The sequence below is a fragment of the Phenylobacterium sp. genome, from assembly GCF_965284355.1.
Classification (GTDB): Bacteria; Pseudomonadota; Alphaproteobacteria; order Caulobacterales; family Caulobacteraceae; genus Phenylobacterium.
Genome location: NZ_OZ260078.1, coordinates 3,060,094 through 3,077,947, shown reverse-complemented (window position 1 = coordinate 3,077,947; position 17,854 = coordinate 3,060,094). Strand labels below are relative to the sequence as shown.

The window sequence follows — 17,854 nt, the reverse complement described above, 5'->3', positions numbered from 1 at the left end:
CCGGCGCGCTTGGGAGTTTCTAGGGTTCATGAGCTTCAATCGCGTGATCGTGGCGACCGCCCTGGTCGCAGGCGTAGGCCTCGCGGGGGGCCTCGCCGGCTGCCAGTCCACCCAGAAGGCCCTGGGCATGTCCAAGGTGACCCCCGACGAGTTCCGGGTCGTGACCAAGGCCCCGCTGGTGGTGCCGCCCGACTACGCGCTGCGCCCGCCCGCTCCCGGCGAGCCGCGCCCGCAAGAACTGCAGCCCGAGAGCGCCGCCCGCAACGCCCTGCTGGGCCAGCGTGAAGCCGAGCAGCGCTCCGACGGCGAAAAGCTGCTGGTCGCCAAGGCCGGCGCCGAAAAGGCCGACCCGCTGGTGCGCTATGTCGTCGACGACGAGTTCGGCGACATCGCTCACAAGGAAAAGAACTTCGCCGACCGCGTGATGTTCTGGAAGAAGGGCGACGCGCCCGCGCCCGAACAGACCGCCGCCCTCGATGGCTCCAACGCGCCGATCGACCCGGCCGCCGAGAAGGAACGCGTCGCCAAGCTGACCGGCGACAAGCCCATCACCATCCAGCGGGACGCCAAGAGCCGCATCAAGCTCCCGGGGCTTTGATTTCCCTCTCCCCTTGCTGGGGAAGGTGGCGGCCGAAGGGCTGACGGATGAGGGGTCGCACGGAGTAGTCCGGCGGCCCCTTCTCATGTCTGCCCCTTGAAGGCGCCAGGTAGGGTCGGCCATGCTCCGCTTCGGAGGGCATGATGCGAACCCAACTGACCCGCGGCCTGCGGCGCCGCATCATGTACGTCGAGAGCAAGCAGGGCGTCATCGACGGCGTCAAAGGTCGCATCGGCTGGGTCAGCTTCTCGAAGACTGGCCAGACCGTCTACTACCGCGGCCTTACCCTACAGAAGGGCAACGGCGTCAGCGGCAACTTCTTCAACGTCGAGTCAGGTGAGGAATTCTGGGTCTCTGGCGTGAAACGGCGAGGCTCGAATGCCCACCCGGCCGAGCGCAGCTTCGCCGTTGAGATCGACGAAGACGCGATCGATGCGTATCGGGCTTTGAGGTCGGCCTAGCCGCTCGCGCGATCCCTCATCCGGCCTGCTGCGCGGTCCACCTTCTCCCGCAAGGGGAGAAGGACCTTTCAAGCTCTACTCCTCGCTCGGCGTCTTCACCGAGTAGCCCTGTGCGCGCAGGCGCTCCAGCACGCCGTTCTTCGCCAGCAGAGGTCGCAGCGGAACCAGCACGATCGCGTGTCCCGGCTGCTTCAGGGCGCCGGCGATGGCGGCGGCGGTGTCGGCCTTGGTGCGCTCGTCGTAGGTCCGCCCGCCGGTGATCACCGCCAGGCAGCGCTCGTAGGTCCGCTCGTTGGCCAGCGCGCCTTCGACGTCGCCCACGGCCCAGGCCTGGGCCGCCGCGCGCGTTACGCCCGGTCCGGCCTCGGCCTGTTGCAACACCTCGTCGAAGCAGATCCGCCCCGTGGCCGCCGGCGTGCGCAGGATGCCGCTGAGCTGCGGACCCAGGTCGTAGCTCTTCTCGACCACCTTCACGCGCTGGCGCTGGGCCAGCAGGCGCACCAGCTTGGCCGGGTCCATGTTGGTCAGTTCCGAGCGGTCGCGGTAGTCGATGGCCAGCTGCACGCCGGCCGCCAGCGGATTGCTGGTCGGATAGTGCTTGGCGTCCTGGCCCAGCCGCGCGCGCACGGCCACGAAGCGGGCCCGCGTCGCCGGGTCCAGCCGGTCCTCGAACGGCCCGCCCGAGCGCAGCCGCAGCAGGTTGAACGCGGTTCCCACCGAGCCGCCCACCTTGGCGCGCACGTTGACGAAGGGCAGGATCACCACGTTCGCGCCCTGAAGCCGCCGCTCGAAGATCGCCCGGTCCCACTCCATCCGCTTGGGCGCCAACGAGGGAACGCCCAGGACGTAGACTGTGGTGTCGGCGTCGGTCACGCGCCACCAGGCCGGCCCCGGCAGCCGGCCGCGCACGACCAGCTCCTCCACAAGCGTCGCGTCCGGGTCGTCGGGCAGCGGCGCCGGCGTCTGGGCGACGGCGGGAAGGGCCGCGAGCGCGGCGGCGGCAGCTAGGGCGGCCATACGTTTCAGCACGCGGGGAAGACTCCTCGGAATCGGACTATGTAGGAAGGTCTAGCGCCCATGCCGATCCGCCGCCTCCCGCCCGAACTGATCAACCGCATCGCCGCCGGCGAGGTGGTGGAGCGTCCTGCCAGCGCGGTCAAGGAACTGGTGGAGAACGCCCTAGACGCAGGCGCGTCCGAAATCCAGGTCCAGGCCGACGGCGGCGGGCTCACCCGCATATTGGTGGCCGATGACGGCCAAGGTTTGGCGGCCGACCAGCTGCCGCTCGCCGTCGAGCGCCATGCCACGTCCAAGCTGAACCCCGGCGATGATGGCGAGTACGACCTGCTGCGCATCGCCACCATGGGCTTCCGCGGCGAGGCCCTGCCGTCCATCGGGTCAGTGGCGCGCCTCTCCATCACCAGCCGGGCGAAGGGATTCGCCGACGCCTACGCGATCTTTGTCGAGGGCGGCGCGGTCGGTCAGGTGACGCCGGCGGGCTTCCCCGGCCCGCACGGCGCCCGGGTGGAGGTGCGCGACCTGTTCTACGCCACGCCGGCGCGCCTGAAGTTCATGAAGTCCGAACGGTCGGAGAGCCAGGCGATCACCGAGGAGCTGAAACGCCAGGCCATGGCCCATGAGGCGGTCGGCTTCGCCCTGGACCTCGACGGCCGCCGTGCCCTGCGCCTGCCGGCGGAGGCGCCCGGCGACGAGGGCCGCCTGGCCCGCCTGGGCGCGGTCATGGGCCGGGAGTTCTCGGACAACGCGCTCCTGATCGACCACGAGCGCGAAGGCGTGCGGCTTTCGGGTTATGCTGGCCTGCCGACCTACAACCGGGGCAATGCGGCGCATCAGTACCTGTTCGTGAACGGCCGTCCGGTGCGCGACCGCCTGCTGCAGGGGGCGCTACGCGGCGCCTATGCCGATTTCCTGGCCCGCGACCGGCATCCGGCCTGCGCCCTCTACATCGAGCTCGACGCGGGCCTCGTCGACGTGAACGTTCACCCTGCGAAGGCCGAGGTGCGGTTCCGCGATCCGGGTCTGGTGCGGGGTCTCATCGTCAGCGGCCTGCGCCACTCGCTCGCCGCCGCCGGCCACCGCGCTTCGACCACCGTGGCGCAGGCGGCGCTTGGCGGCTTCCGACCGCAGGGGGGGCTTCCCTATCCGGCGCCGCGCCCCTCAGGCGGCGGGTTCTCGGCCTGGAGCGCGGGCGGCTGGCAGGCCGCTGCCGCCGCCGTCCAAGCGATCCCCGGCCTCTCCGACGTCTCGGCCCGGGCCGAGCCTGACGACGGCCCGGGCGTCGCGGAGCCCGCCGCTCCGCCGGCCTTCGACCCTGTCGACCACCCGCTGGGCGCGGCGCGCGCCCAGGTGCACGAGACCTACATCGTCGCCCAGACCCGCGACGGCGTGGTCATCGTCGACCAGCACGCCGCCCACGAGCGCCTGGTCTACGAGCGCATGAAGACCGAGATGGCCGACGGCGGCGTCACCCGCCAGGCGCTGCTGCTGCCCGAGGTGGTCGAACTGGACCCCGCCGAGGCTGAGCGCGTGGTCGCCCGCGCCGACGAGCTGGCCGCCCTGGGCCTGATGATCGAGCCCTTCGGCCCCGGCGCCGTCCTGGTCCGCGAAGTCCCGGCCCTGCTGGGCGAAACCGACGCGGCCGGGTTGATCCGCGATATCGCCGACGACCTGGCCGAGAACGGCCAGGCCCTGGCGCTCAAGGAGCGGCTGGAGGACGTCTGCTCCACCATGGCCTGCCACGGCTCGGTCCGCGCCGGCCGTCGCCTGACGGCGCCCGAGATGAACGCCCTCCTGCGTCAGATGGAAGCCACCCCCCACTCCGGCCAGTGCAACCACGGCCGCCCGACCTACGTCGAACTGAAGCTCGCCGACATCGAGCGGCTGTTCGGGCGGCGCTAGCTAAAGCGACCGCGCCGCGTACGCCCGCATCGCCTCGGCCAGGTAGTCGGTGAGCCCAGCGGCCCGGCCGTCGTACCGCGCCCGGAACTCGGGATGCTCCTGGTAGAGATGCCCCAGTCCAGCGAACGCCTCGGCGGTCGGCGCCCGGTTCCAGCTCTTGCCGACCCAGGCGCAGTGCTGGGCCATGATCGCGCCTACGGCTTCGCAGTCGGCCGGCAGCCCGTCCACCAAGGCCTTGGCCATGGCCGCCTCGATTGCTTCGGCCTCGGCCATCAACGCATCGTAGCCAGCCTGACTCACACCCTTCATGGCCGATCTTGAGTCGTCGATCCGCGCCGGCATGTCGCCGCCATAGCGGTCGATCAGCCAAGCCTCGTGCTCAGCCTGCTTTTCCGGGTCGAAACCCTGGTACATCGCCTTGTCGTCCATCGTCGTCGCTCCTTGCAAAGCGGCGAGGGTCGTATCGATCGTGCCGATCAGCTTGCGGTAGCGCTTGGCCTCCGCTTCCAGCCGTTCACGGTGGCGTTTCAGCGCCGCCACCCGGTCGAAGTCCGGCGCGTCCAGCACCCGCGCGATCTCCGCCAGCGGGAAGCCGAGCTCCCGATGGAAGAGGATCTGCTGCAGGCGCAGGAGCTCGTCCGGCCCGTAGTAGCGATAGCCGTTCACGCCGACGCTGTCGGGCTTCAGCAGCCCGATCTCGTCATAGTGGTGCAGCGTCCGGACGCTGACGCCCGACAGCTTCGCCACCTGCTTGACCGTGTAGCTCACAGCACCTGTTTCCCTTGCCGTTCGAGAGCGGTCCAGCCTCACGTAACGTCATGGTCAAGACCCTGCGAAACGATACCTCGCGGTCTTCGAGGGCCCGAAGCAGAAGCCCTCCTCTTTTCGACGCCTGCGACAATTGCAGCGCTGCGTCGCACGGTGTGGCAGCCTACATTGTAGCGGCAACAGGGACCCCTCGGGGGTAGGCGGGCGCATGACGGCTCCCAGGCTGAAGCTCGAATCCACGCGCTTCGCCAGCGACGGGATCTTCCGCAGTGCTTTGGAAAGCAGCCCCGACTGCGTGAAGATCATCGACCTGGACGGCGTCGTACAGTTCATCAACCGCAACGGCGCCGCCCTGCTGGGCGCCGAGGACCTCGCGGTCCTTCTCGGTATGCCATGGCTGTCCGTTTGGGAATCCTCGGAACGCCCAAAGGTCGCGGCGGCGCTGGCGGCGGCGGCGGCCGGCGAGAAGCAGCGCTTTACCGGCGCGGCCCGCATCTTCACCGGCGAGTTGCGCTACTTCGACAATGTTCTGGCCCCGCTGGCCGACGATGCGGGCGCGACGTCGGCCTTGCTGGTGACGTCGCGGGACGTCACCGAGATCGAGGCCGCAAGGCTGGCCGCGGAGTCGCGCGAGCGCCTGGCCGAGCAGCAGGCCTCGGTCCTGCGCGCCGCCGCCGAGATGGCCAAGCTTGCGAGTTGGGGAGCGGACTTCCGCCGCGGCGTGCTGATCCGCAGCGAGGAGAGCAACGTCCTCCTGCGCGGCGGCCTGATGGAAGCCCCGATCCAGCAGGGCTTCGGCATGTACGAACCCGAGGTGCAGCGGCAGGTCACCGCGCTGATCGAGCGCGTACGCACCCATGGCGAGCAGATGAAGTACGAGGCCCCGTTCATCCGCCATGACGGCACCCGCGGCTGGGTCCGGCTGCGGGGCGAGCCCGTCTACGAGGGCGGAGAGTGCGTCGGCCTGACCGGCACGGCCATGGACATCTCCGAGCAGAAGGCGGCCGAGGAGACGTTGCGGCGCGCCGAGCGGCGCCTCGCCTGCGCGCTGGGCCTCGCCGGAGTGCACGTCTACGAGCTCGACTTCGAAACCAGGACTCTGATCCACGAGGGCGAGGGCGAACTCGTCTTTGACACCCAGCCGACGTTCGATGACCTCTGGCCGGACCTGGAGGTGATCGTCCACCCGGAGGACCGCGCCCGGGCCAGCACGGAGTGGGAGGCGGCGCTCGCCGACGGGACGCCGTTCCGCTCGGAGTTCCGGGTGAACCGGAGCGATGACCGCGAGCTCTGGATCTTCTGCGTCGCCGAGATCCTGGTGGACGCGGTAGGCGAGCCCGCGCGGCTGATCGCTGCGCTCGTGGACATCACAGAGCGCAAGCGCGGCGAGATCGAGACCTTGCAGGCCATCGCCCGGATGCGAGAGCACGAGGACCGTCAAAAGCTGCTGCTCGACGAGTTGAACCATCGGGTGAAGAACACCCTCGCATCCGTCCAGTCCGTGGCCGTCCAGAGCCTCCGCGACGCGCGGGACCTGCGTGGCGCCCGCGACCTGTTCATCGAACGGCTGATGGCGCTGTCGTCGACGCACAACCTTCTGGTCAAGCGGGGCTGGGAGGGCGCCACCCTGCACGAGCTGGCGGAGATGACGCTTCGGCCTTACGGCCATCCCTACGTCGTCCACGGGCCTGACCTGAAGTTGGACCCCAACTTCGCCGTGAGCTTGGGCATGGCCCTGCATGAGTTGGCCACGAATGCGCTGAAGCACGGCGCCTGGCAGGCCGCCGGCGGTCACGTGGAGCTGGTCGTCGAGCCCGGCGCGGACAACGCCACCATCGTCTGGCGCGAGATGGGCGGCCCGCCGGTGGCCCAACCCACAAGGCGGGGTTTCGGCTCCCGCCTCCTGGAGCGTGGCGTCGCGCGCGAGCTCGGGGGTCAGGTGAGCCTGCAGTTCGACCCCGCAGGCGTTGTCTGCGCCATCCGCGCGCCGCTCAGCGATCGGCTTCGAGTGATCGTCCCGGTCGCGGCCTAGAGCCTGTCAGGCTCAGATGGAATCGTCTGAACCTTCCCGCTTTCGCCCAATGCGCTCTAGGCGGCGCAGATCGCCTCATCGGCGGTTTCGATCTGCAGCACCGCATTCATCGCCGCCAGCAGGCGCTCGGGCTTGATCGGCTTTTCGACCACGCCGTTCATTCCGGCCAGGCGGTAGAACGCCGCGTCGGCAGGATCGGCATTGGCGGTCAGCGCCAGGATCGGCGCATGGCTGGCCGCGCCGCCGCCGGAGCGGATCCGCCGGTCGCCTCGACCCCATCGATCCCCGGCATCTTGATGTCCATGAGGACCAAGTCGAAGCGACCACCCGCCACGGCGCGCACCGCGTCCTCGCCGTTGTCGACGTTCTCGGTGGTGCAGCCGAACATCTCGACCAGGGTCTGGGCGACCATGCGGTTGGTGGCGTTGTCATCGACGATCAGCACGTGGACCCCGTCACCCGCCTCGACGGTCGATGCGGGCGCGGCGGCCGCCACAGGCGCCGGCATCCGGCGGAGAGGCACCTCAAAGACCACGTGGGCGCCTTGGGCGCGGCCCGGCACAGCGCGGATCGTCCCCTTCATGCGCTCGACGATCTGGCGGCAGACCGCGAGGCCCAGGCCGGCGCCGCCCTGACGCACGCCCTCCTCGGTCTGCAGGAAGGGCGCGAAGACGGCGTCCAGCCGATCGTCCGGAATGCCCGGCCCGGTGTCGATCACCTCGCCGCGCAGGCGGACGTGCTCGCCGTCCAAGGCCGCGGTGAGCCGGACGTCCACCCCGCCCTGCGCGGTGAACTTGAGGGCGTTGCCGACCAGATTGTTCAGCACCTGCCGCAATCGCACGGCGTCGGTGAGCGCCCAGAGGTCGGGCGGCCCATCGTAGGTGGTGGTCACCGTCAGGCCTTTCAGCTCGGCCTGCGCCGCCCAGAGGCTCGCGGCTTCCTCGAGGACCCGGGCCACGGCCAGCGGCGCCTCGTCCAGCTCCAGGCCAGCCGCCTCGGCTCGCGACAGGTCCAGCGCGTCGTTCAGCAGCCGCAGCAGCGTGCCGCCCGATTCCAGGATCGTTTCGACGAAAGGCGCGAGGTCGGCCTGCTCAGACTTTCGCTTGAGGATCTCGGCCACCGCCAGCACGCCGTTCAAGGGCGTGCGGATCTCGTGGCTCATCACCGCCAGGAACCGGCCCTTGGTGGCCAGCGCCTCGTTGGCCTCCCACGCCAGCCGGCTCATGGTCTCGGCGTGGCTGGCGGTCGCGGCCGCCGAAGCCTGGAGCAGCGCCAGGGTCGTGCCGACGCCCGCGTAGCGACCGCCACGGGTGACGATGAAGCCGTGCAGAAGTTCGGAGGGTCGCTCCTCCAGGATCCGGCCGCAGAATTCCTCGACCGTGACATCGCCGTCGGCGATCACCGGGTCGCGCTTCATCATGTGCGAGGCCGGTCGCTTGGACCACAGGGCATAACCATGCTGGGCGGCCATCAGCACCAGGAAGGCGTTGCGCTCAACCAGTCCGACGGGACGGCCCTCGTCGTCCACCACTGCAATCGCCAACGTGTCGGGCTCGTCCTGGAAACGCGCGTAGAGGTCGGCCCCCGGGGTCTGTGGCGAGACCGGCGGGATGTGGGGCGCGATATCCAGAAGCAGTGTCATGCCCGTCTCCGCGATAGACCGGCCATGCATGCGGTGAAGCTCCCTAACGGCGCATTGGCCGGGGATGAACCTTTCAAGACATGTTCGTGACGCGCGGCCCGGTTGCACCGGGCGGGTTGCGCCCAAGGTGACGCTCGGCGATGCTCAGCGTCGTCTGCTTCGGGTGGAGACCATGTCTGAGACTGTGTTCGGGGCCCGGGCCTAACCGCCAGCCGGAGCCTCGCTTCTGATCGGCGACCAGGCCCGTTCCGTCCGCGCCCCGTTTCGCGGGCGCGTCCCGTGACGCCTGAACCCCGGACATCTCTTGAACATTTCCAAGCCGCAGCAACGGACGCTGCACGCGCTGGCCCAAGGCGGCGCGATCCTCATCGAACGCGACGAACGCGGAGCCCTGATCGACGCCGAGTGCATCACCCGCGAGGGTTGGCGGCTCTCGGACTGCGACCTCGCGGTCTTCAAAGCCCTGAAGCAGAAGCGCCTGATCGCCAGCCGGAACGGCGGCCCCTACCGGATCACCCGGGACGGCCTCGCCCGCCTGCGCGCCCAGGCCGACAACCGCACCTCAGCCCGGGCGTGGTGACATCCTGAGGAAATGGACGCGCGCGGCGCCGTAGTCGCGCGCGTCCAGCTTCTCGTAGCCGGGCGCGTCGAAGTCGGGCTCGGAGGAGCCCCGCTCGAAGACCACGATCGCGCCATCGGCCAACCAGCCCCCGGCGGCCAGCTTCTCCAGCGCCTGCTCGCCCAGCCCCTTGGCGTAGGGCGGATCGAGGAAGGCGAGATCGAAGGCGGGACCGTCGGCGCCCGGACGCACGCCCAGGTCGGTGGCGCTGCGCCGATGGACGCGGGTCTTGCCGAACAGACCGCCCAGGTTGTCGACGTTGTCGCGGATGGCGCCCCGCGCCGCCTCGTCGGTCTCCACGAACAGGCAGAAGCTGGCCCCGCGCGAGATCGCCTCGAAGCCCAATGCGCCCGAACCCGCGAACAGGTCGATGACCCGCTTCTCGCGCACGCCCTCGCTCCACGGCGCGTGCTCCAGGATGTTGAAGATCGCCTGCCGCGCCCGGTCCGACGTCGGGCGGGTGTTAGCCCCCGCCGGCGTCACCAGCGCCTTGCCGCGGAAATCCCCTGAGACGATGCGCAACCGCTACTCCTTGCTTGCCGCAACGGCCTCGTTCCAAGGTTTCGCCCAACAATCAAGGTGGGAGACGTGCGATGGGCCTGGTGACAGTGGAGCGCCGCGGCGGGACGGCGATCATGACCTATGCGAACCCGCCCTTCGGCACGATGACCGCCGCGGGTTCGCAGGAGATGCTGGAGGCATTCCGGCCGCTCGCCGCCGATCCGAGCGTGCGTTCGGTGATCATCACCGGCGGCCTGCCGGGCATCTTCATCCGCCACTACGACGTCGACGAGCTGTCGGTGATGGGCGAGCAGCTCAAGGACCGGCCGTTGCCGCCGCCGTCGGACGACCCGCCCGAGCAGGGCTTCCTGGCCCTCGTCGACGCGATCTACGCGGCGCCTAAGCCGGTGGTGGCGGCGATCAACGGGCTGTGCATGGGCGGCGGCTTCGAGCTGACGCTGGCCTGCGACCTGCGGATCGCCGACCCCAAGGCCGGGGCGATCGGCCTCCCCGAGACCCGCATCGGGATCTTCCCCGGCGGCGGCGGCACCCAGCGCCTGCCCCGCGTGGTGGGCGAGGCCAAGGCGCTGGAGATCATCCTGCGCGGGCTGACGTTCACGGGCGCCGAGGCCCACGCCATCGGCATGGTCCACGAGCTGGCCGATGACCCCCTGGCCCGGGCGCTGGAGATCGCGGCCGAGTGGGACGGCTGGGGCGCCGAGGGGCTGGCCTATGCCAAGCGGCTCACCCGCGCGGCCCTCGACCGCCCGGTTTCCCAGGGCCTCGCGGACGAGCGGCGGGGCTTCCTCGAGGTGATGCAGCAGGCCTCGGCCCGCGCGGGCCTGGAGACGGGCCGCCAGCCCGTGGAGATCCAGAAGGTCTAGCCGCGCCCGTTGCCGGGCCTGTCCGCTTGGGAGCGCCCGCGCCGGGCTTCGCGCCAGGCTTACCCGCGCCCGGCCTGTCCGTCGCTCGAGGCGCCGCATCCCGGGATCCGGCGGGCCTCGACCTCGGACCTTTCGCCGGGGGTTTCGGCCCGAAGCTTATCGGCCCTTCGGACTTCGCCCCGGCCTTCTTCTTCGGCGCCGGGTGCGCGCGCACCTTGATCTTCGGCTTGGCCCAGCCGGCCTTGTAGGGCTGCTTCTCCTTGGGCCCGCTGGGCCGGACCAGGGCCTCGGTCCCGGCCGGCGTCGGATCGCGGCGGGTGGTCTTGGGCTTGACCCGGTACAGCGGCCGCTCGCCGGTGGGCAGGTTGTCGGGCTCGATGTGCTCGGCGAACTGCTCGCGCACCACCCGCGGCCCCACCTCCTCGATCTCGCCGACGCCCAGGTTGCCCAGCGCCAGCGGCCCGTAGGCCAGGCGGATCAGCCGGTTCACCTTGAGGCCGATCGACTCCAGCACGCGCCGGACTTCACGGTTCTTGCCCTCGTGCAGGGTGACCGTGATCCAGAGGTTCGCGCCCTGCGGACCTTCCTTGGCCTTGTCGAGCTTGGCCTCGATGGGCCCGTACTTCACGCCTTCGACCGTCACGCCCTTGGCTAGCGTATCCAGCCTCTCCTGCGTGGTCCGCCCATGCGCCCGCGCGCGGTAGCGGCGCACCACGCCTGTGGACGGCATCTCCAGCGCGCGGGCCAGCTGGCCGTCGTTGGTCAGCAGCAAGAGGCCCTCGGAATTGATGTCGAGGCGGCCCACCGAGATCAGCCGCGGCAGGCCGTCGGGCAGCGCCTTGAACACCGTCGGGCGGCCGTTGGGGTCGTTGTGCGACGTCACCAGTCCCACAGGCTTGTGATAGCGGAACAGCCGCGCCGGCTCGGGCTCGGCCACCACTTCGCTGTCGACCGTGACGATGTCGCCGGGCTCGACCTTCACCGCCGGCGTGTCGAGCGTGCGGCCGTTGATGGCCACCCGACCCTCGCCGATCAGCCGCTCGACATCGCGTCGCGAGCCCACGCCGGCGCGGGCCAGGAGCTTGGCGACGCGCTCGCCGGAACCTTCACCATCGGCGTCGAGGGCTTGACCCGTGTCGTCGGGCTGGGGACGTAGTGGATCGTGGACCATGATGACCGGACAATGCGCATCGCGCTCGAAGCGGCGCAAGCCGCTGCGGCGGCCGGCGAGACGCCCGTGGGCGCCGTGATCGTCGATCCGGCCACCGGCGAGGTGGTCGCCGTGGGCGCAAACCAGCCCATCGGGACCCACGATCCCACCGCCCATGCCGAGGTGGTCGCGCTACGCGAGGCGGCGCGCAAGCGCGGCAACTACCGCCTGACCGACCTCACCCTGTTCGTGACCCTGGAGCCCTGCGCCATGTGCGCCGGCGCGATCAGCCACGCCCGCATCGGCCGCGTGGTGTTCGGCGCCGAGGACGCCAAGGGCGGCGCGGTCGTCAACGGCCCCCGCTTCTTCGACCAGCCCACCTGCCATTGGCGGCCCAAGGTGGACGGCGGCGTGCTGGCGGACGAGAGCTCGGCCATGCTGAAGGCCTTCTTCCGCGCGCGGCGCAAAGGATGAGGTACGCCGAGTTCCCACCGCCGCCGGAGCTGGGGGCCTATGTCCACTGCCTGTGGGTGTTCGAGGGCCAGGACGCGGACGAGCCGCAGCGCATCGTTCCCGACGGTCGCGCCGAGCTGATCCTGCACTGGCGGACGCCCTACCTCGAGCAGACCGAGGCCGGCTGGACGCCCCAGCCCCAGGCGCTGTTCGCCGGACAGCTGACCCAGCCGCTGCACCTTCTGGCCCGCGAGCCCGCCGGGGTGGTCGGCGTGCGCTTCCGCACCGCCGGCGCGCCGGCCTATCTGCAGAGCCACGCCAATCCCTTCACCGATCGTCGCATGGCGGTCACCGAGGCCCCCGATCTGCGCGCCGCCGAGAGCGAGGCCGAACGGCTGCGGCTGGCCGCCGCCTACGTCGTCTCGCGCCTGCAGCCCCGGCTCCATGACCCCCACATGCAGGCCGCCGCCGACGAGATCCGGACCAGCGAGGGCCGCATCGCGCTGGACGATCTGGCCGCCCGGGTCGGGCTGTCGCCGCGGGCCCTGCAGCGCCGGTTCCTGGAGGCGACGGGCGTGCCCCCGCGCACGCTGGCCTCCATCGTGCGCTTCCGTCGGGTGTTCGAGGCCCTCCAGGCGCCCGGCGTGGCCAACTGGACCGCCTGCGCCCAGGCCGCCGGCTACTTCGACCACCCGCAGATGGCCAAGGACTTCCGCCGCTTCCTGGGCTGCACGCCCAGCGAATTCCTGGCCGCGCAGCAGGGCCTGGCCACCCATCTCGCGGACGCAAACGTACAAGCCGGGTCGACCGCCCGAAGCTAGACCGGGCGCATCGAAGGAGACCGGACCCCCATGCGCTTCGCCCTTGCCATCGCCGCTCTGGTCGTCGCCTCGTCAGCAAACGCCGCCCCCACCGACGAGGTGGCGAAGCTCACGTGGATGGCCGGCAGCTGGAGGCAGGAGAAGGACGGCGTCATCACCCGCGAGACCTGGCTCGCGCCCGTCGGCGGGGTGATGGCCGGCGCTGGCCAGACCAATACGCCGGGGAGGAAGCCCTTCGTCTCCTACTATCGGATCAGCGCGGAGCCGGCCGGCGTCACCTTCACCGCCATCCTGCCCGGCCAGCCGCCGACGCCGTTCGTCCTCCTGCCCGGCAAGGACGGCGAGGCGACCTTCGAGAACAAGGCCCACGACTTTCCCCAGCGGGTGATCTTCCGGCGTTGCGGCGAGCAGCTCTGCGGACGGATCGAGGGGACGGTCGGGGGCAAGGTGGAGGCCGAAGACTGGCGCTATACGCGGGTGAAATGACCCGTCGAGATCTTCCCCGTAGGGGAGCATCCGCACTTGCGCGTGGGCCGTCTGAAGTCCGATGATGCTTCCAAACAACGGTATGGGAGGACGTCATGGCGGGACTGCTCGACGGGAAGGTTGCGATCATCACCGGGGCTGGCGGCGGGCTGGGTGAGGCCTACGCCAAGCTGTTCGCGCAGGAAGGCGCGGCCGTGGTCGTCAACGATCTGGGCGGCGCGCGCGACGGGTCGGGCAGCGGCGCCAGCGCCATGGCCGACAAGGTGGTCGCCGACATCAAGGCCGCCGGCGGCCGGGCCGTGGCCAACGGCGACGACGTGTCCACGATCCAGGGCGGCGAGAACATCCTGAAGACCGCGCTGGACGCCTTCGGCAAGGTCGACATCCTGGTCTGCAACGCGGGCATCCTGCGCGACAAGACCTTCTCCAACACCTCGGAAGAGGACTGGGACAAGGTGGTGAAGGTGCACCTCAAGGGCACCTATTGCTGCGCCCTGCCGGTCTGGAACTGGATGAAGGCCAATGGCGGCGGCTCGATGGTGCTCACCTCGTCCACCTCGGGCCTCTACGGCAACTTCGGCCAGACCAACTACGGCGCGGCCAAGGCCGGCATCTACGGCATGGTCCGGGTGATGGCGATTGAGGGGCGCAAGTACAACATCCGTGTCATGGGCCTGGCGCCCGGCGCCTACACCCGCATGACGTCCGACCTGCCCGGTCGCATCGGTCAGGAGCCCGATCCGCTGAGCCTGCCCGAGAACGTAGCCCCCGGCGTGCTGTTCATGGTCTCGGACCTGGCCGCCGACCACTCGGGGAAGATCCTGGGCGTCTCGTCGCGCGGCGTGCGCGAGATCAAGATGCTGGAGACCGAGGGCTTCCAGCCTGGCCGGCCCTACACCGCCGAGGAGGTGGCGAAGAACGCCGAGAAGGTCTTCTTCCCGACGCCGGAGTCACGGCGCGTCGAGAGCATCACGCTGGTGAAGCCGGCGGCGAGGGCTCCGGCGTAGAGCGCGATCCTCCATTTGTCGTCATCCCGCGGCTGGTCCGCGGGATCCATCCCTCGGCCGCGATGCCGTGGGAGCAGGCCGCGGGGGCGGCCTGCCGTCGAGCGCGGAATTGGCTGAACCATGGATCCCGCGAACACGTCGCGGGATGACGGTCGTCGTTGGGGCGTGGGTGTTCAGCCGAACGCCGCGATGCGCTGATCCAGCCGGTCACGCACCGCCGGCCACTCGTCGGCCAGGATCGAGAACACCACGGTCGAGCGGATTCGCCCGGTCCAGGTGACCTTGTCGTTACGCAGGATACCCTCCTGCACCGCCCCCAGCTTCAGCACGGCGGCGCGGCTCCGTGCGTTGATCGCATCGACCCTGTATTGCACCCGTTGGGCGCCGCTTTCGAAGGCGTGCGCCATCATCAGCCGCTTGGCCGAAGGGTTGACGACCCCGCCACGGACCGCCGGATCGTAGTAAGTGAAGCCGATCTCGACAGTGTTGTGGGCGTTGTCGACGTCGAGAAAGCTGCTCATGCCCCGGCACACGCCGTCGACCACCACGGCGAAGGCCTTGTTCCTGGGGTCCGGCGCGTTCAGAAACATCGCCCAACCCAGATCGAATCCCGCGCCCAGCATCGAGACGATGTAGAGATCGTTCCAGGTGGCCGGATCGGCATCGCAGGCGGCGCGCAGGTCTTCCTTGTGGCGCTCGGCCAACGGCTCCATCCGCACGAAGCGGTTCTCCAGGACCTTGGTTTCCAGTTGCATACGCCCCTCCCGTCGACTGTCACGGGTGCTCTAGTCGGCAAATGGTCCAGCAGAAACGGCCACTTCTTCACGATACGGCAGTCCACTTAACCGCAGAGGCAGCGCTTTTCGCCGGGTCCGGAAAAAAGTTCGACCCTGCTCTTGCAGAGCTCGGGAAGAGACATACCTGACGGTGTGCCCATTCCTGGGCGTTTCCTCCCTAAGAACTTCCGCCGGGCCCCCAAAGGCCCGGCGATTTTTTTAGCCCGCGGCGAACAGCTGCGCCGCGCGGATGAGGTAGCTGACGCCCACGGCGGTCACGATCCAGCGGGTCCAGCGCTTGAAGTTCACGTCGCTCATCCGGTCCAGGATCAAGCCGCCCACGTAGGTCCCCGCCATCGACAGCGGGATCGCGATCGCAAAGACCCAGAGCGGCGGCATGCCGATCGCCACCCCGGTCACCAGCGGCGCGCCATAGACCAGGATCTTGGCGAGGTGTGTGAACACCTGCGTCGCGGCCTTGGTGGCCACGATGGCGTGGCGCGTCAGCTCGGTGCGCACGAAAAAGATGTCGAGCAGGGGCCCCGCCACGCCGGCCGTGAGGTTCAGGCCTGTCACGGTCAGCCCTGACAGGAACGCCTGCGGGGGTCTGGCCGCATCGAGGTTGATCCAGCGCTGCGGCAGCCAGGTCAGGAACGGCACCAGGCCCAGCAGCAGGAACAGCAGCGGCTTGGACGGCGTGAAGCTCAGGCCCGCCACGATCAGGCCGGCGATCAGCGAGGCCAGCGCATACCAGCCGACGATGTCCCACCGGACGTGCTTGCGATGCAGGATCGAGCGCCAGCCGTTGGCGACCAGCTGAAGTATGCCGTGGCTAACGAACGCCGCCTGAACGGGCAGGACGAGAGCCAGCGCCCCCATCAACACCAGGCCGCCCGCCATGCCGAACACGCCCGAGAGCGTGGCCGTCACGAAGGCCATGCAGACCACGAAGACGGCTGCGAGAAGAGTCATGGAAGTCCTCCGGAGTTGCGACCAACCCCGGAAGGCGGTCACAGGCCGCCTCCGGTCGCTGGCCAGCTGCGCGTCGCGCGCGGGACGGAGCCGGTGCTGCAAGCCTGTCGAGGCGAGCGCCGGAGTGTGCGCCGCGGCCGCAGCCGGGCGAGGTATGGGGTTCTGCCGTTGGCAAAGCGGCGTTCGATTACACTGAAGCCGGACGCGGCGCTACCGCGCCGCGCCGATCAAAGCTACCGCTTCGCCGCCTTGCACGCCCAGCCGTCGCCCTCGCGCCGCGCCACGCCGGGATGCGGGCAGAGCAGCTGGCTGGCCCCGCCGGCCCCGGTCGCCGTGACGGCGGCGGGCGCCTGGCCGCCGACGACCCAGGCGTCGAGGGCGGCGATCCAGTCGACGTTGGTCGGGCTGTTCCCGCCCGAGCAGTGGAGCATGCCGGGCACCATGTAGAGCCGGTAGAAGCTGGAGACGTCGCCCATCGTGCGGCGCAGGTCCTCAGAATAGAGGATCGAAGACCGGGCCGGGATCGCGGGGTCGTTCCACCCGTGATACTGGATCAGCTTTCCACCGCGCTTCTTGAACGCCGACAGGTCGGCGCTGTCCGAGTCGATCATCGGGCTCATGATCGCTTTCGCGCGGTCGAACTCGGCGCCCAGGTCCATCTTCAGGAAGTCGAACTTGGGGTCCTGGAAGGCGAAGTACTTGAAGGCGTTCGAGCCGAACTGGTAGCCGGCCGCGTTCACAATGCCCGGCTGGCTGACCCCCGTGATCCACGCCTGCCAACCGCCCCCCAGCGCCTCGGCGCCCGGGCTGACGCCCGGCAGCGGCACCCGGCCGGTCCGCGGGTCCTTGCGACCGCGGTAGATCTCGGCCGCCGCGGTGGCCTGCGCGGGCGTCAGGCAGCCGCTGTTCTGGCCGGGCTTGCAGATCAGGGTCCTGGGATCGAACCGGCATGACAGGGGATCGCGGATGAAGCTTTCGCCTCCGCAGTCCTTCAGCGCGCCGGCCTGGAGCGTCTCCAGGGCGGCCTTGTCGAGATAGGCCCCCGGCCGGGCCAGCGCCTGCTGCTGGCCCGCCGCGTTGCCGAACAGCAGGCTCATGTAGTTGGCCGGCGCGCCGGCGACGATGCCGTCGAAGTCGGCTGGATACCGCTGGGCCTCCATCAGGGCCTCGCGCCCACCGTCCGAACAGCCCACGAAGTACGACTGCTTGGGCCCGCCGGCCTTCTGCGCGGCGATCAGCGCCTTGGCCGCCTCGGTCGTCTCCTTCAACGAGCGCCAGCCGTAGTCGACGATCTTCTCGCGATGTCCCAGCGCCCACGAGGCGTCGGTGCCGCCGGCCCGGTGGCCGTTGTCTGTGCCGGCGACCGCATAGCCCTGGGCCGCGATCCGCTTGAGGTAGGCCGAGTTGATCGAGCCCGCGAACCCGCCGTTGCCCAGTTGCACGAACTTGCCGTTCCAAGCCGCCCCGACCGGGATCCACACCTCAATGCCGATTTCGGAGTCGCTGGTGGGCCGGCTCGTGACCGACAACCGGCAGTAGTCGGCGCCGCCCTGGCTCTCCGTGGCCGCCGCCGTCACCTCGGCGTTCGCGAGCTTCGTGGCCTTCAGATCGGCGCAGGCGGTCTCGGCCTTCGCCAGACCCGGCCCCATCAGCGCCAACGCGGCCCCCACCGCAAACAGCAAGCCCTTCATCGCGTCCTCCCCCAAACCGGTTCTTCTTTGGGAAGGACTTCACCACAGGCGCCGAAAGCCGCGAAGCGCCAATT

Annotated in this window: 17 protein-coding genes and 1 pseudogene; 10 read left to right on the top strand and 8 right to left on the bottom strand. The window is 69.9% G+C overall.

Annotated features, from left to right (window positions below; genetic code table 11):
- Nucleotides 1–28: 28 nt before the first annotated feature.
- Complete coding sequence (locus tag ACQ66R_RS15050; protein ID WP_430423312.1) at nucleotides 29–598, top strand: DUF3035 domain-containing protein; 570 nt, start codon at nucleotides 29–31, stop codon at nucleotides 596–598.
- A gap of 143 nt (nucleotides 599–741) precedes the next feature.
- Nucleotides 742–1,059, top strand: coding sequence for a hypothetical protein (locus ACQ66R_RS15045; protein ID WP_430423310.1), 318 nt, complete (start codon nucleotides 742–744; stop codon nucleotides 1,057–1,059).
- Between the two features lie 75 nt (nucleotides 1,060–1,134).
- Here the strand turns inward: ACQ66R_RS15045 and ACQ66R_RS15040 are convergent, their stop codons facing one another.
- Nucleotides 1,135–2,088, bottom strand: coding sequence for a TraB/GumN family protein (locus ACQ66R_RS15040; protein WP_430423309.1), 954 nt, complete (start codon nucleotides 2,086–2,088; stop codon nucleotides 1,135–1,137).
- A gap of 48 nt (nucleotides 2,089–2,136) precedes the next feature.
- Here ACQ66R_RS15040 and mutL point away from each other — a divergent pair, with 48 nt between their 5' ends.
- Nucleotides 2,137–3,978, top strand: a complete 1,842-nt coding sequence (mutL, locus tag ACQ66R_RS15035) for a DNA mismatch repair endonuclease MutL (RefSeq protein ID WP_430423307.1) — start codon at nucleotides 2,137–2,139, stop codon at nucleotides 3,976–3,978.
- Here the strand turns inward: mutL and ACQ66R_RS15030 are convergent, their stop codons facing one another.
- Entirely contained in the window at nucleotides 3,979–4,746 is a 768-nt protein-coding gene (locus ACQ66R_RS15030) for a MerR family transcriptional regulator (protein ID WP_430423305.1), read from the bottom strand.
- A 208-nt stretch (nucleotides 4,747–4,954) separates the two neighbouring features.
- Here ACQ66R_RS15030 and ACQ66R_RS15025 point away from each other — a divergent pair, with 208 nt between their 5' ends.
- Nucleotides 4,955–6,778 carry a PAS domain-containing protein gene (locus tag ACQ66R_RS15025; RefSeq protein ID WP_430423303.1) on the top strand — a complete coding sequence of 608 codons (1,824 nt, stop codon included), beginning with the start codon at nucleotides 4,955–4,957 and terminating at the stop codon, nucleotides 6,776–6,778.
- A gap of 208 nt (nucleotides 6,779–6,986) precedes the next feature.
- Here ACQ66R_RS15025 and ACQ66R_RS15020 read toward each other — a convergent pair whose 3' ends face one another.
- Nucleotides 6,987–8,420 (bottom strand): ATP-binding protein, encoded by a 1,434-nt coding sequence (locus ACQ66R_RS15020; RefSeq protein WP_430423301.1) that lies wholly within the window; start codon nucleotides 8,418–8,420, stop codon nucleotides 6,987–6,989.
- A gap of 304 nt (nucleotides 8,421–8,724) precedes the next feature.
- On the opposite strand from ACQ66R_RS15020, the gene ACQ66R_RS15015 reads away from it, so the two are divergent.
- Nucleotides 8,725–9,000, top strand: coding sequence for a YjhX family toxin (locus tag ACQ66R_RS15015; protein ID WP_430423299.1), 276 nt, complete (start codon nucleotides 8,725–8,727; stop codon nucleotides 8,998–9,000).
- On the opposite strand, the gene rsmD is transcribed toward ACQ66R_RS15015, so the two are convergent.
- Complete coding sequence (rsmD, locus tag ACQ66R_RS15010; RefSeq protein WP_430423297.1) at nucleotides 8,983–9,561, bottom strand: 16S rRNA (guanine(966)-N(2))-methyltransferase RsmD; 579 nt, start codon at nucleotides 9,559–9,561, stop codon at nucleotides 8,983–8,985. The genes ACQ66R_RS15015 and rsmD overlap by 18 nt on opposite strands.
- A gap of 71 nt (nucleotides 9,562–9,632) precedes the next feature.
- Between rsmD and ACQ66R_RS15005 the strand changes: the two are divergent.
- Nucleotides 9,633–10,328 (top strand): annotated as a pseudogene (locus ACQ66R_RS15005) (enoyl-CoA hydratase/isomerase family protein); the annotation flags it as partial.
- On the opposite strand, the gene ACQ66R_RS15000 reads toward ACQ66R_RS15005, so the two are convergent.
- The gene (locus ACQ66R_RS15000; protein WP_430423295.1) at nucleotides 10,285–11,595 is read right to left on the bottom strand and encodes a pseudouridine synthase; all 1,311 of its coding nucleotides are present in this window, start codon (nucleotides 11,593–11,595) and stop codon (nucleotides 10,285–10,287) included. The pseudogene ACQ66R_RS15005 and the gene ACQ66R_RS15000 sit on opposite strands and share 44 nt — an antisense overlap.
- A gap of 12 nt (nucleotides 11,596–11,607) precedes the next feature.
- On the opposite strand from ACQ66R_RS15000, the gene tadA reads away from it, so the two are divergent.
- From tadA to ACQ66R_RS14980, 4 genes are all read left to right on the top strand, one after another.
- The gene (gene tadA / locus ACQ66R_RS14995) at nucleotides 11,608–12,048 is read left to right on the top strand and encodes a tRNA adenosine(34) deaminase TadA (RefSeq protein ID WP_430423293.1); all 441 of its coding nucleotides are present in this window, start codon (nucleotides 11,608–11,610) and stop codon (nucleotides 12,046–12,048) included.
- Complete coding sequence (locus ACQ66R_RS14990) at nucleotides 12,045–12,848, top strand: AraC family transcriptional regulator (protein ID WP_430423291.1); 804 nt, start codon at nucleotides 12,045–12,047, stop codon at nucleotides 12,846–12,848. Before tadA ends, ACQ66R_RS14990 begins: the two co-directional genes overlap by 4 nt.
- Before the next feature lie 30 nt (nucleotides 12,849–12,878).
- A complete protein-coding gene (locus tag ACQ66R_RS14985) occupies nucleotides 12,879–13,334 on the top strand; it encodes a DUF6265 family protein (RefSeq protein WP_430423289.1) in 456 nt (151 codons plus the stop codon).
- Nucleotides 13,335–13,429: 95 nt separating this feature from the next.
- Nucleotides 13,430–14,341, top strand: coding sequence for an SDR family NAD(P)-dependent oxidoreductase (locus ACQ66R_RS14980; RefSeq protein WP_430423287.1), 912 nt, complete (start codon nucleotides 13,430–13,432; stop codon nucleotides 14,339–14,341).
- Nucleotides 14,342–14,514: 173 nt separating this feature from the next.
- Here ACQ66R_RS14980 and ACQ66R_RS14975 read toward each other — a convergent pair whose 3' ends face one another.
- From ACQ66R_RS14975 to ACQ66R_RS14965, 3 genes are all read right to left on the bottom strand, one after another.
- The gene (locus tag ACQ66R_RS14975; RefSeq protein WP_430423285.1) at nucleotides 14,515–15,096 is read right to left on the bottom strand and encodes a GNAT family N-acetyltransferase; all 582 of its coding nucleotides are present in this window, start codon (nucleotides 15,094–15,096) and stop codon (nucleotides 14,515–14,517) included.
- 240 nt (nucleotides 15,097–15,336) lie between these two features.
- Nucleotides 15,337–16,089, bottom strand: a complete 753-nt coding sequence (locus tag ACQ66R_RS14970) for a TSUP family transporter (RefSeq protein ID WP_430423283.1) — start codon at nucleotides 16,087–16,089, stop codon at nucleotides 15,337–15,339.
- A 233-nt stretch (nucleotides 16,090–16,322) separates the two neighbouring features.
- Nucleotides 16,323–17,780: a tannase/feruloyl esterase family alpha/beta hydrolase gene (locus ACQ66R_RS14965; RefSeq protein WP_430423281.1), complete on the bottom strand. Its 1,458-nt coding sequence runs from the start codon at nucleotides 17,778–17,780 to the stop codon at nucleotides 16,323–16,325.
- Nucleotides 17,781–17,854: the final 74 nt, after the last annotated feature.

Coding starts and splice junctions, on each gene's coding strand:
- mutL (WP_430423307.1), top strand. CDS start 2,137: ATGCCGATCCGCCGCCTCCCGCCCGAACTGATCAACCGCATCGCCGCC.
- ACQ66R_RS14980 (WP_430423287.1), top strand. CDS start 13,430: ATGGCGGGACTGCTCGACGGGAAGGTTGCGATCATCACCGGGGCTGGC.
- ACQ66R_RS15020 (WP_430423301.1), bottom strand. CDS start 8,420: ATGACACTGCTTCTGGATATCGCGCCCCACATCCCGCCGGTCTCGCCA.
- ACQ66R_RS15025 (WP_430423303.1), top strand. CDS start 4,955: ATGACGGCTCCCAGGCTGAAGCTCGAATCCACGCGCTTCGCCAGCGAC.
- ACQ66R_RS14970 (WP_430423283.1), bottom strand. CDS start 16,089: ATGACTCTTCTCGCAGCCGTCTTCGTGGTCTGCATGGCCTTCGTGACG.
- ACQ66R_RS14990 (WP_430423291.1), top strand. CDS start 12,045: ATGAGGTACGCCGAGTTCCCACCGCCGCCGGAGCTGGGGGCCTATGTC.
- ACQ66R_RS14985 (WP_430423289.1), top strand. CDS start 12,879: ATGCGCTTCGCCCTTGCCATCGCCGCTCTGGTCGTCGCCTCGTCAGCA.
- ACQ66R_RS15050 (WP_430423312.1), top strand. CDS start 29: ATGAGCTTCAATCGCGTGATCGTGGCGACCGCCCTGGTCGCAGGCGTA.
- ACQ66R_RS14965 (WP_430423281.1), bottom strand. CDS start 17,780: ATGAAGGGCTTGCTGTTTGCGGTGGGGGCCGCGTTGGCGCTGATGGGG.
- tadA (WP_430423293.1), top strand. CDS start 11,608: ATGCGCATCGCGCTCGAAGCGGCGCAAGCCGCTGCGGCGGCCGGCGAG.
- ACQ66R_RS14975 (WP_430423285.1), bottom strand. CDS start 15,096: ATGCAACTGGAAACCAAGGTCCTGGAGAACCGCTTCGTGCGGATGGAG.
- ACQ66R_RS15045 (WP_430423310.1), top strand. CDS start 742: ATGCGAACCCAACTGACCCGCGGCCTGCGGCGCCGCATCATGTACGTC.
- ACQ66R_RS15000 (WP_430423295.1), bottom strand. CDS start 11,595: ATGGTCCACGATCCACTACGTCCCCAGCCCGACGACACGGGTCAAGCC.